Here is a 12,449-nt window from a genome sequence, read left to right as displayed (position 1 = left end):
AAAATTCAATTATTTTAAAAAACAACTTATTTTAAATAATTTTTTTATCTGTGGATAACTTTGTGTGTTAATATCGAATAAAAATACTAAGTCATTGTAAATAACATAAAAATTATAAGCAAATTTTCCACATTATTTCTCATTACAATTAATCAAATTAAAGAATGATATATAATTGAATAAAGGAAAACCTTATTTAATGGTTTGTTATGAATTATATTAAAAAGCAAAACCAAGATTCGCTATTTGCTAATACCGATTCTCGATTTAGTAAAATTTTGCTTTATTTTATTTTTATACCCGCACTTGCTCTTGTACTCATTATTAGTATTTTCTCCGATCGTCAAGTGAATAAACTAGTCGATGCAAATAATAAGGTAACACATACGTATCAAGTCATTCAGGCCACGGATGAAATACTATTTACTGTAATTAATATTAATTCTTTGCAAAGAGGTTATCTTATCTCCGGAGACGATCAGTTTATTACCAATATTGATAAAATGAAAGCAACCTTGAAACAAAGTTTTGATAATTTACTTCTTTTAACAAAAGATGATCTATCTCAAACTGAACGAATAACACGTTTTTTTGATTTAACAAATCAACGGCTTAGCCAATTAAATCAATCCATCCAATTAAAAATGAGTAACAAACTCAATACCCAGGAAGGAATGGATTTCTTCCGGCAAGAAGTAGATCTTTCCAATCAAATTAAGAGCTTGGGTCAAGAAATAAAATCCGTTGAATTGGTGTTATTAAGTGGACGAAATAAGATGGCACTCAATGATGCGAAGTTAGCAAATTTGATTATAATCTTCGGGAGCTTGATTAGTATATGTGGTTTAATCTTAGCATTTTTCTTGGCGAATAAAGAACTATCTAGAAGTTTAAAAGCGGAACATGATAGGAAAAGTGTTGAAGCACGATTAAGAAGTATTTTAGAAAGTGCTACAGACATGATTGCTGCTGTTGATAATGATTCCCGCTATATTATCTTTAATGAAGCATACCAACGTGAATTCAAACGCCTGTTCGGTAAACCCATAGCTATTGGAATAAGTATCGATAATGTCTTTTCTGATCCCGCTAATTCAAAAAATAAATTGATGGAGATTTGGAAAGAGGCTATGAAAGGAGGAGAGTTTGTAAGAAATATTGAATTTGAAGTACATAAAGAGCGTTATGTCTATGAAATTACATCCAGCTTAATTAAAAATGAAAATAATGAAATTAATGGAACGGTGTATATTATCCGTAATATTACGAAACAAATTGAAGAACAAATCGAACTTAAAACTTCTTATGAAAAACTCCATGCAGGGATTCAGGAACTACAAGATAAAAATGATCAAATCACCCTTCTTGTTGAAATGAGTGACATCATGCTTGCCTGTAGTTCTCAAGAGGAATTATGTAATGTGATGACTAAATATTGTCAACGTATGCTAAATTTTGCGAGTGGTTATTTATATGTTATGCATCCCTCAAAAAATTATCTTGAAATTGCCACCACTTGGGGCTCACCTAACACTCAATCTACTACGTTCCCTCCTGATCAATGTTGGGCAATTCGCTTAGGCAGGATTCATCACGTGCGATCCACTCATAACGAATTAATCTGCACTCATGTGAATGAGAACAACGTAGAACATGCAACTTATTTTTGTGTGCCGTTAATGGCTCAGAATGATATTTACGGTTTATTGTATCTGGAAATCCAACAAGAAACACAAATTGAATTTTCAGAAAATCAACGGCTTCTAATTACTGCATTCTCTGAATTAACTGCACTGGCTTTTGCAAACGTACGCTTAAGAGAAAATCTACGTTATCAATCGATGCGTGATCCTTTAACTGGTCTATATAATCGTCGTTATTTGGAGGATTTTCTTCTAAAACAAATTCATCAATCTGAACGAACTAAGGCTCCGCTTTCACTTTTAATGTTAGATTTGGATCACTTTAAAAAAATAAATGATACTTATGGTCATGATGCGGGTGATGCAGCTTTAAAAGAACTGGGGAAAGTATTACAAGATGATATACGTGTGGGCGATATTGCCGCTCGCTATGGCGGCGAAGAGTTTATCGTTGTTTTTTATGGCACCGATGCGGAAACAATTAAAGCTCGCGCTGAAAGCATTCGTCATGCCGTCTCTCGACTCCAAATAAAATATGGGGCACAGCACGTCGGCCCCATCACCATTTCGATTGGCATATCCGTATTTCCACTTCATGGTCGAACCCCTTCGGAATTAATCGAATCTGCTGATAAAGCATTATATTTTGCTAAAGCTAATGGAAGAAATCAGGTGGCTCTCTATTCAGAGATCGAAAATAGAGAACACCTCGAAAATGGGAAAAAGAATGAATATAACAAACCTTTTGATAGTTAAAGTGAGGCGCAAAATAAAATAATACCAAAATTTATTATTTTCACTTCCTTCTTGGCTCCCATTCTTAATGTTTAGTTAATCCCTCTACAAAGCGGATCATGAATTGGAATGCAGTTTATAAGCACAATAGGACAGAGAGGCAGGAAAACACGCCACGTTCAATCTTTTGGATGATTTCAATGAGTCCTTGGTAAGTTATTGCCGTCAATTATTTATTAATGTACACGAAGAAGATGTAATCTATTATAAGTCAAAAGATAAACGCAAAGAGATTTAACAAGTGCTACGGCCAAGCCTGGCACAATTTATCCTAATTCTTTATCAATTTAGCTAATCAACCATTTAAGTCTTACGTAATAATCTCGTTATATACTATAAATAAGTTAGGGAGAAAATTAACGGTTGTGGTGTTGGATCAACGCAAATTAGAATCGGAGCAAAGAGCTATGAAACAGCGTGTTGATCAAAATCTGGTAATCGATAGATTAAACCAGTATCTTAAATGGCATAATATGCCAGTACGAATGAATAATGAAGGAGTTTGTAACGGTCTTGCAACTATGTATGCAAAATATGTGCTCGAAGGAAAGGAAAATCAATTTTTTAAGATACTCGAACAGATAGCAAAGAAAAATCCTGAGTCCGCAATGGAATCTGATATAAACCAATTCGTCTATGATGTGGTTTTAACTTTATTTCCTGAACAATTTGATAAAGAGTTAACTCAGACCAGTTCAATGCGCGCATTGACTATCAATAATAAACCACTGCAATCCTCCTTTGATCTTGCCATATCGACCAGTGATAATAATTGGGTAGAAATTTTTGATACTCTAGCATTGCAGCAAGATGAAGTAATGCGTATTGGAGGCACCATGCATGCCGTGTCAGTTAGAAGGAAAGATAATAAATATGTCGTGTATGATCCCAATTATTCTTCAGGTACAAAAGAGTTTGCAAGTGCAAAGGAGTTGATTGCCGAGTTACATAACAAAGTACTTAGATATCAGAATGGGGGAGCTTTAGGAATGACGATTAGTATCATGCGACATCCAGAAAACAATGAACCCAGAAATTTTCCCAAAGTTTCCGAGATTTATGATTGTTATTTAACTCAAGAAAATATTAATGATGTTGCAGTTTCTCATTTTGGTGGGGTATTTAATACTCTGGAAAAAGCAGCTGAAATAAATGATGCCGCTGCCATTAATCATTTACTAGGTATTGGTGCAAAAGATAAAGATCATCAGGCAGCAAGGATTGCTGTTACATATAATAACCCAGATGCTTTGACAGCTTTACTGGGTACAAATAAGGATTCAACAACTTTTGCAACTCTGTTTATTGATGCTTTAGCTCATGGACGCGAAAAAATATATGACACGTTATTCTCTCTGAAAAAAGCTTTGCCATTTAATAATTCGTTTCCAGTAATTCAAGCGGCTGCTAAGGGTGGTAATCCCAGTCTCCTTAGAAAAGTAATTAATTATTATGGGGTGTCTGGGTTAGAATCTGATGTACTGCACAAAGTGATACCTGATGCCATTTACAGTGGAAATACTGAATGTGTCAAGGTACTTGTTGAACAATTAGCTATTAAAAAACAGCCTTTAAGTGATGAAAAAAAAATGGAATATTTACTGGAATCCATTAAACATAATCAAACTTACATGGTAGCCTATTTTATCAAAAATATTCCACAAGAATATTTAAAAACAATTTCTATGAGCGTTACTGCAGTTGGGAGAACTGATTTGTATTTGTTACGTCAGTTACAAACTCACGGCGTTACTTTTTCAGAAACAGCTAAGGCAGTCCTTGATAAAAAGGAACATCAACCTATTAAATTGAGCCTTAAGTTTGGTATTCTCTTACACAAATTTACTGATTTAAGGCTCAGTGGGATTTCTTATGATCACTCTCATTTTAAGGAAATAAAGGATAAACTTTCTGCAACTAAAAATGAACTGGAAGAAAAACAAAAAGGTGAGAATGAGGTTCTGTCTAGAAAGACATTTTGATGGAACAATAGTCATTAGTGAGCAGGGAGCAACTAAACGACTTAAAGGTTATTAGATTACGTAATGCTGTTTCCATTAATAATGGAGCTTCTTAACAGAAGCAAAAAAATATCAGGCTTTTGAGTTTAGAGTTCCTTTCATACATAAGAATCAAGAAAGAAACTCTAAAATATAAGTACTATTTAACCATTTTTCTAACTTTTTGAATCGCACGGATTTGCGCAACAGCTCGTGCTAATTCTGCAGCAGCGACGGAATAATCCATTTCACCACCTTTGCCAGCCATTGCCGCTTCAGCCTGAGCTTTCGCAGCAAGTGCAGCTGCTTCATCTAGATGATCAGCGCGCTTAGCAACATCAGCAAGAATAGTAACATTGTTAGATTGAACTTCCAGCATTCCACCTTGAACGTAGTAAACTTCTTGGTGACCGCCAGGTAAAGTAAGTCGCACTTCACCTGGTTTCAGAACTGTAAGCAGAGGGGCATGACCGGCTGTAATACCCACCTCGCCTAATTCTCCAGTTGCAACAACCATTTCAACCAAACCGGAATATATCTCATGTTCAGCACTAACAATATCTAAGTGCGTTGTTCTAGTCATATTTGCTTACCTCACAAGGTCTTAGCTTTAGCAACTGCTTCCTCAATGCTACCAACCATATAAAATGCTTGCTCCGGTAATTCATCGTATTCACCAGCGAGAATACCTTGGAAGCCTTTAATTGTATCTTTCAGTGATACGTATTTTCCTGGAGAACCAGTAAAGACTTCAGCAACGAAGAATGGTTGAGATAAAAATCTTTGGATTTTACGCGCACGGGTAACAACGCGCTTATCTTCTTCAGATAATTCGTCCATACCAAGAATCGCAATAATATCTTTTAATTCCTTATAGCGCTGTAATGTTTGTTGTACACGACGAGCCGTATCGTAATGCTCTTGTCCTACAATGAGAGGATCCAATTGTCGGGAAGTTGAATCCAAAGGATCTACTGCAGGGTAAATACCTAACTCAGCAATTTGACGTGACAATACAACTGTAGCATCCAAGTGAGCAAACGTAGTAGCGGGTGACGGATCGGTTAAGTCATCAGCAGGTACGTATACTGCTTGGATCGAGGTAATAGAACCCGTTTTAGTAGAAGTAATACGCTCTTGCAACATACCCATTTCTTCAGCAAGCGTTGGCTGATAACCTACAGCTGAAGGCATACGGCCTAACAGGGCAGATACTTCAACCCCTGCCAAGGTATAACGATAAATATTATCAATGAATAATAATACGTCACGGCCTTCATCACGGAATTTCTCAGCCATAGTCAAGCCAGTTAATGCAACACGTAAACGGTTACCTGGAGGCTCGTTCATCTGACCATAAACTAATGATACTTTATCCAATACATTAGAATCTTTCATTTCATGATAGAAGTCATTTCCTTCACGAGTACGCTCGCCCACACCAGCAAATACCGAGTATCCACTGTGCTCAATAGCAATGTTTCGAATTAATTCCATCATGTTAACGGTCTTACCTACACCCGCGCCTCCGAACAAACCTACCTTACCTCCTTTGGCAAAAGGACAAAGCAAGTCAATCACTTTAATACCTGTTTCCAGCAACTCTTGACTGCCTGCTTGGTCTTCATAACTTGGCGGCTTACGATGAATAGACCAGTGTTCTTCAGCTCCTATTGGACCAGCATCGTCAACAGGACGACCAAGAACATCCATAATTCGGCCCAAAGTCTTTTTACCAACGGGTACTTGAATAGGATTTCCTGTATTTTCAGCTTTTAATCCACGTTTAAGTCCATCGGTGGTTCCCATGGCAATAGTACGAACGACTCCATCGCCCAGCTGTTGTTGTACTTCAAAAACCAAATCACCATCAGCAAGTTTCAATGCATCATTGATTTTAGGGACATTCTCACGGGGGAATTCTACGTCCACTACCGCGCCAATAATTTCTACTACAGTTCCTAAGCTCATTTTATACCCTCTTATAAAGCGGCTGCGCCACCGACAATTTCTGCCAACTCTTGAGTAATTGCAGCTTGTCGGGCTTTGTTATAAGCCAATTGAAATTCTTTAATCAAATCACCGGCATTGTCTGTTGCATTTTTCATTGCAATCATTTTAGCCGCTTGTTCACAAGCGATATTTTCAACTACCGCTTGATAAATCTGCAATTCGATATAACGTTCTAAAAGATTATCCAGCAATTCCTTAGCATCAGGCTCATAAATATAATCCCAATGATGCCCCAATATCGTGCTGTCTTCTTCTGATTTTGGCAATGGTAATAATTGTTTCACCACAGGTTTTTGGGTCATAGTGTTAACAAATTCGTTGTAAACCACATGCAACGCATCGATGGTGCCATTGTTAAAAGCATCAAGCATTACTTTAACGATACCAATAATTTCTTTGATACCTGGCGCGTCACCAAGATGCTCTATTGAGCCAAGAACATTACTGCCAACTCGTTTAAAAAATGCTTGTCCTTTACGCCCAATGACCGCAAGATCAACTTCTTTGCCTTGCTCCTTCCAGCTACGAATAGTACGCACCGTTTCTCGAAGCAAGTTGACATTTAAGCCACCGCATAAACCGCGGTCTGTAGTGACTACGATAAGACCGATACGATTAATCTCGCGTTGGCTCATAAACGGATGTCTATATTCTGAGTTTGCACGAGCAATATGTTTTACTACACTGTAGATTTTACTGGCATAAGGTTTGGATGCGCGCATTCTTTCCTGAGTTTTGCGCATTTTGCTTGCTGCCACCATTTCCATCGCACGAGTAATTTTCCGAGTTTTGTTAATACTCGAAATTTTCGAACGGATTTCTTTTGCTCCAGCCATAATCTTACTTCGCCTTAAATTGACTTACCAACTTGCTGTACGCTTAAAGTCCTCTACAGCTTTTTTCAATTTTGCTTCAATATCATTATCGTAAGCACCTTCTTCATTGATCAGTTGTAACAGATCAGGATGAGAGCTACGCATGTAGTCATGTAATGATGCTTCAAATGCTGCAACTTCATTTACAGGCACATCATCTAAATAACCTTTTTCAACAACAAACAATGCAGTACCCATTTCTGCAACAGACAATGGAGAATATTGTTTTTGTTTCATCAGCTCCGTAATACGCTGACCACGCTCTAACTGCTTACGGGTTGCATCATCAAGGTCAGAAGCAAATTGCGAAAACGCTTCCAGTTCACGGAATTGAGCCAGTGCCAAACGCGTACCACCACCCAATTTTTTCATGATTTTTGTTTGCGCAGCACCACCAACCCGTGATACAGAAAGACCCGAGTTAATTGCTGGACGAACACCTGAGTTGAATAAATCAACATCAAGGAAAATCTGACCGTCGGTAATGGAAATAACGTTTGTTGGAACAAACGCAGATACGTCACCAGCTTGAGTTTCAATAATTGGCAATGCAGTTAACGATCCTGTTTTTTCTTTAACTTCACCATTTGTTAATTTTTCTACTTCTGCAGCATTAATTCGTGCTGCTCTTTCTAATAAGCGTGAATGTAAATAGAAAATATCACCAGGATAAGCTTCACGACCAGGAGGTCTTCTTAACAATAATGAAATTTGTCGATAAGCCCAAGCTTGTTTGGTTAAATCATCATAAACAATTAATGCATCTTCACCGCGTTCCATGAAATATTCGCCCATAGTACATCCAGCGTAAGGTGCGATAAATTGCAATGCGGCTGAATCAGATGCACCAGCAACTACAACGATGGTGTGTTCTAGAGCACCGTGCTCTTCAAGCTTACGTACGATTGCTGCAACAGATGAAGCTTTTTGGCCTACTGCTACGTAAACGCACTTAACGCCTGTGCCTTTCTGATTAATGATCGCATCAATTGCGATTGCAGTTTTACCTGTTTGACGATCACCAATAATAAGCTCGCGCTGTCCACGACCAACAGGAATCATCGCATCAATCGCTTTTAACCCTGTTTGTACAGGTTGGTCTACCGATTTACGGGCAATAACACCAGGTGCAACTTTTTCAATTGGGGACATTTTTTCTGCTTCAATTGGGCCTTTACCGTCAATTGGATTACCCAGAGCATCGACAACACGACCTAAAAGACCTTTACCTACAGGTACTTCAAGAATGCGTCCAGTACATTTTCCTTTTTGGCCTTCAGCTAAAGAAGAATATTCACCAAGAACAACCGCACCCACTGAATCTCTTTCAAGGTTAAGAGCTAGTCCATAAACGCCGCCTGGGAACTCGATCATTTCACCAGCCATTACATCTTCTAGGCCATGTAAGCTCACAACACCGTCTTTCAAACTGACAATAGTACCCTCATTTCGTGCTTCAGATACTACACTAAAGTGTTCTATTTTCTTTCTGATTAATTCACTGATTTCAGAAGGACTTAACGCTACTTGTTCTGACATGGAAACTATCCTCTAAATTATGCGGTCAATTCAGTGCTAAGCTTATTAAGCTTGCCACGAACTGAACCATCTATAACTAAATCGCCCGCTCGAATTATTGCTCCACCAAGCAAAGAAGGATCAATACTGATTTTTAACGAGACCTTGCGCTGTAAGCGCTGACTTAATGATTCGATTAATCGCTGTTGTTGTGCATTTGATAAATCAGAATAACTGTTTACATCAACGCTCAGAGTTTTTTCTTGCTCTGCCCGATGCGCTTCATAGAGTGCATAAATCTCAGGCAGCAATATCAATCTTTTATTAGTAGCCAGTAAAGCGACTAAATTATTTAATGGCTTTTTTTCTTTTGACTTTACATCGATTGATGCTTCCAACAACTCGATATGTTGCGCTACATTCGTTGCAGGATTTGCAATAAATTTCTCAGCCTCAGGTATCAACACAGCTTGTGCAAGATTTCTCAAATGTGCTGACCACTCAGCTAATTCTTTTTCCCTTAAGGCATATTCAAAAATTGCCTTGGCATAGGGTCTGGCTATGGTGGTACTATCAGACATTTTAAATCTCTTCTATCAAGTTATCTAATAATGCAGTATTTGCCTTAGCATCTATTTCGCGCATTAAAATCTTCTCAGCACCTGTTATTGCTAAGTTTGCGACTTGTTTACGCAACGCATCTTTTGCATGGTTGATTTGCTGCAGTAATTGCTCTTGTGCCAGTTTTACTTGCATTTGCGCTTCATGCTTTGCTGCTTCTTTTGCTTCTTCAATTATTTGTGCCGCACGCTTATTTGCTTTTTCGATGATATCAGCTGATTGAACTTTAGCCTGCTTTAACTCATCCTTCACGCGATGCTGTGCTAGCTCTAATTCTTTACGACCACGTTCAGCAGCAGCTAGGCCATCAGCAATTTTGTCTTGTCTTTCTTCCATCGCTTTTGCTAGTGGAGGCCATACTAACTTCATGGTAAACAAAACAAAAGCTGCGAAAACGAGCATTTGTACGATTAATGTTAAATTAATTTCCACCGTTTATCTCCTGTAACAATTAGGGCGCCAAGCGCCCTGCTCATGTGTTATCAAGAACCCAGGTTGCTAAGGAAAGGGTTTGCGAAAGTAAAGAACAATGCGATACCCACTCCAATCATAGTTACGGCGTCTAACAAACCTGCAACGATGAACATTTTTACTTGTAACATTGGAACCATTTCTGGTTGACGAGCTGAGCCTTCAAGGAATTTACCACCAAGTAAACCAAATCCTATCGCTGTACCCAATGCACCCAAACCAATTAACAAGGCAACCGCAACAACGGTCATACTTTGAATTTGTGCTATTAAACTAGCGGCTTGCATATTTATCCCCTTTACAATGGATGAAAATTAAATCGGTTAATGATCTTCGTGTGCCAAACTTAAGTAAACAATCGTTAGCACCATGAAAATAAATGCTTGCAATGTTATCACCAATATGTGGAATATTGACCACGCCAGCGCCAAAATAAATTGTGCTGAGCCTAAAGTCACTGTGCTCACTGTTGATGATGTTGCAGCATTTAAGGTTAACAGTGCGATTAATATGAATATTAATTCGCCTGCATATAAGTTTCCAAATAAACGCAGTGCTAGTGAAATTGGTTTTGCAATAAGACCAACCACTTCGAGCAACAGGTTAAAAGGTATAAATCCAGGATGATTAAAAGGCTGCAAGGTAAGCTCTTTTATAAATTTTTTGGGGCCTTTTATTTTAATGCTGTAAAAAATAATAAGAATAAATACAGAAATTGATAAGCCAAAGGTTAGGTTCAAATCGTTAGTTGGTACTACTTTAAGGTAATGAATACCACCAGCTTGAGCAAGGGCAGGTAATATATCTACGGGTAAAATATCCATAAAATTCATCAGGAAAACCCATAGAAATATGGTTAAAGCTAATGGACCGATTAAGTTATTTTTGCCATGAAAACAGTCTTTTACCTGATTATCTGCAAACTGAAGCATAATTTCAGCGAAATTCTGTAATTTACCGGGAATCCCGGTGGTCACTTTGCGTGAACCAAAATACATTAAACCACAAGCAAAAATTCCTAAAACAATTGAGAAAAATAACGTGTCAAGATTCAATGTCCAGAAACCGCCTGAACCAAATTTCATATCACTCACATTAAAGGTAAGATATGTTAAATGATGCTTGATGTAGTTTGTACTAGATACCATTTCAGTCACTTTCAGGCCTATTCTGTTTGTTTACAATAATCAACGGGGCAAACCAATGCGTCATCAGGATCATAATATATGATCCAAAAAACGCCAGTGGTGTAATTTTAAATAGTAAAAACACCGCGGTGAATAAGAATATGGATATTACTATCTTTAACGCTTCGCCTTTATAAAAACTGTTCACTATCTTTTTGGCTGAGCGAGCACCTTGATACTGAAACAGTTTGCTTGCAAAATATGCATTAGGAACAATACAAACCATACCACCAAGCAATGCTGAACTTGCTGCATTAGCACCATGCACTAACGCACAAAACGCTGTAAATACCAATGTAACGCCTGACTGCACGAGCCATAGCCGTACAATTCCGCGCTTACTTAGCTGTTTGTTCACATATTCACCTAAGTTTCACCGCGCGAATTATAAAGCAACCCGCATGAATAATCAACGCCATATTTTATATATGCGAGAATCTTTATTACCAATGACCTGTATTTGGCTCTGACGCCCAGGGTTCCTGTATTGGCAAAGGCTCTCCTTTTTGCAACAGCTCTATGGAAATATTATCTGGAGAGCGAATAAATGCCATATATCCATCTCGCGGAGGCCTGTTAATTACAACTCCTGAATCTTTCAATCGTTGGCATATCTCATATATATTATCAACTCGGTATGCTAAATGGCCGAAATTACGCCCTTCTTCATACTCTTCACGATCCCAGTTATAGGTAAGTTCAAGTAATGGTGTTTTGAGTTGTTTTGCGCGCTCTAAGTCATGTGGTGCAGCGAGAAATATCAGAGTAAATCGACCCTTTTGATTCTCTATACGTTTGACTTCAATTAACCCCAATTTCTTGCAATAAAAATCAAGCGACTCATCCAAATTAGAAACTCGTACCATTGTGTGTAAATAATTCATTTCTTTTTTCTCCTTATGTGAACTATTTCGACCTTACTCTAGAGGTACTTTAGCCTCCTTATATATTTGCATTCAATCCACTCTGAATCCAGTTAGAATAGATTTTACCGTCTATAATTAAAGTGTGGAGCTTATTATCGTCATATTCGGGTAATAAGTAGTGTTTATTAACCTCGCAAAAGGAAAAAACATGCCTGATAAGATCCAACATACTGCAGCCAGTCTGCAGCAAAAAATGCTCGCTCGTTATAGCGATGGGTTACATCATAAACATAACAAACATCATCTAGAATATCGTCAACACTGTAGAACCCACCCATGTAATCAAAGTAATGGCTTAAGTAATGAAGAAGAAGGGTTAACCGGCTCTACGGGATTGCTGCGTCAATTTAAATTGAGGAAAATGCGTAAACGACCTGATAAGGGAAGTTTCCATTAAAAA

Annotated in this window: 13 protein-coding genes; 3 read left to right on the top strand and 10 right to left on the bottom strand. The window is 37.9% G+C overall.

What is annotated here, in order from left to right; genetic code table 11:
- Positions 1 to 209: 209 nt before the first annotated feature.
- Both Ltuc_RS01395 and Ltuc_RS01390 read left to right on the top strand, forming a co-directional pair.
- Positions 210 to 2,399 (top strand): diguanylate cyclase, encoded by a 2,190-nt coding sequence (locus tag Ltuc_RS01395; RefSeq protein WP_058519577.1) that lies wholly within the window; start codon positions 210 to 212, stop codon positions 2,397 to 2,399.
- Between the two features lie 446 nt (positions 2,400 to 2,845).
- A complete protein-coding gene (locus Ltuc_RS01390) occupies positions 2,846 to 4,420 on the top strand; it encodes an ankyrin repeat domain-containing protein (protein ID WP_133138381.1) in 1,575 nt (524 codons plus the stop codon).
- Positions 4,421 to 4,598: 178 nt separating this feature from the next.
- On the opposite strand, the gene Ltuc_RS01385 is transcribed toward Ltuc_RS01390, so the two are convergent.
- The 10 genes from Ltuc_RS01385 to Ltuc_RS01340 all read right to left on the bottom strand — a co-directional run bounded on the left by Ltuc_RS01385 (position 4,599) and on the right by Ltuc_RS01340 (position 12,007).
- Complete coding sequence (locus Ltuc_RS01385; protein ID WP_058519575.1) at positions 4,599 to 5,021, bottom strand: F0F1 ATP synthase subunit epsilon; 423 nt, start codon at positions 5,019 to 5,021, stop codon at positions 4,599 to 4,601.
- Between the two features lie 11 nt (positions 5,022 to 5,032).
- On the bottom strand, positions 5,033 to 6,409 hold the full coding sequence (gene atpD / locus Ltuc_RS01380; RefSeq protein ID WP_058519574.1) for a F0F1 ATP synthase subunit beta: 1,377 nt from the start codon (positions 6,407 to 6,409) through the stop codon (positions 5,033 to 5,035).
- A gap of 11 nt (positions 6,410 to 6,420) precedes the next feature.
- Positions 6,421 to 7,287 carry a F0F1 ATP synthase subunit gamma gene (gene atpG, locus Ltuc_RS01375; protein ID WP_058519573.1) on the bottom strand — a complete coding sequence of 289 codons (867 nt, stop codon included), beginning with the start codon at positions 7,285 to 7,287 and terminating at the stop codon, positions 6,421 to 6,423.
- A gap of 24 nt (positions 7,288 to 7,311) precedes the next feature.
- Positions 7,312 to 8,865, bottom strand: a complete 1,554-nt coding sequence (atpA, locus tag Ltuc_RS01370) for a F0F1 ATP synthase subunit alpha (RefSeq protein ID WP_058519572.1) — start codon at positions 8,863 to 8,865, stop codon at positions 7,312 to 7,314.
- A 17-nt stretch (positions 8,866 to 8,882) separates the two neighbouring features.
- A complete protein-coding gene (locus tag Ltuc_RS01365; RefSeq protein ID WP_058519571.1) occupies positions 8,883 to 9,425 on the bottom strand; it encodes a F0F1 ATP synthase subunit delta in 543 nt (180 codons plus the stop codon).
- Position 9,426: 1 nt separating this feature from the next.
- Positions 9,427 to 9,897: a F0F1 ATP synthase subunit B gene (locus Ltuc_RS01360; protein WP_058519570.1), complete on the bottom strand. Its 471-nt coding sequence runs from the start codon at positions 9,895 to 9,897 to the stop codon at positions 9,427 to 9,429.
- Positions 9,898 to 9,947: 50 nt separating this feature from the next.
- Entirely contained in the window at positions 9,948 to 10,223 is a 276-nt protein-coding gene (gene atpE / locus Ltuc_RS01355; RefSeq protein ID WP_010655291.1) for a F0F1 ATP synthase subunit C, read from the bottom strand.
- Positions 10,224 to 10,259: 36 nt separating this feature from the next.
- Entirely contained in the window at positions 10,260 to 11,084 is an 825-nt protein-coding gene (atpB, locus tag Ltuc_RS01350) for a F0F1 ATP synthase subunit A (RefSeq protein WP_083498022.1), read from the bottom strand.
- 1 nt (position 11,085) lies between these two features.
- On the bottom strand, positions 11,086 to 11,481 hold the full coding sequence (locus Ltuc_RS01345; protein ID WP_058519569.1) for a F0F1 ATP synthase subunit I: 396 nt from the start codon (positions 11,479 to 11,481) through the stop codon (positions 11,086 to 11,088).
- 85 nt (positions 11,482 to 11,566) lie between these two features.
- Positions 11,567 to 12,007, bottom strand: a complete 441-nt coding sequence (locus tag Ltuc_RS01340; RefSeq protein WP_058519568.1) for a VOC family protein — start codon at positions 12,005 to 12,007, stop codon at positions 11,567 to 11,569.
- Positions 12,008 to 12,197: 190 nt separating this feature from the next.
- Between Ltuc_RS01340 and Ltuc_RS01335 the strand changes: the two genes are divergently transcribed.
- The gene (locus Ltuc_RS01335; protein ID WP_058519567.1) at positions 12,198 to 12,446 is read left to right on the top strand and encodes a hypothetical protein; all 249 of its coding nucleotides are present in this window, start codon (positions 12,198 to 12,200) and stop codon (positions 12,444 to 12,446) included.
- The last annotated feature ends 3 nt before the right edge of the window (positions 12,447 to 12,449 follow it).

This window comes from Legionella tucsonensis (assembly GCF_001468035.1).
Classification (GTDB): domain Bacteria; phylum Pseudomonadota; class Gammaproteobacteria; order Legionellales; family Legionellaceae; genus Legionella; species Legionella tucsonensis.
The sequence above is the reverse complement of the archived record's forward strand: the minus strand, read 5'-3'. Positions and strand labels throughout refer to the sequence as shown.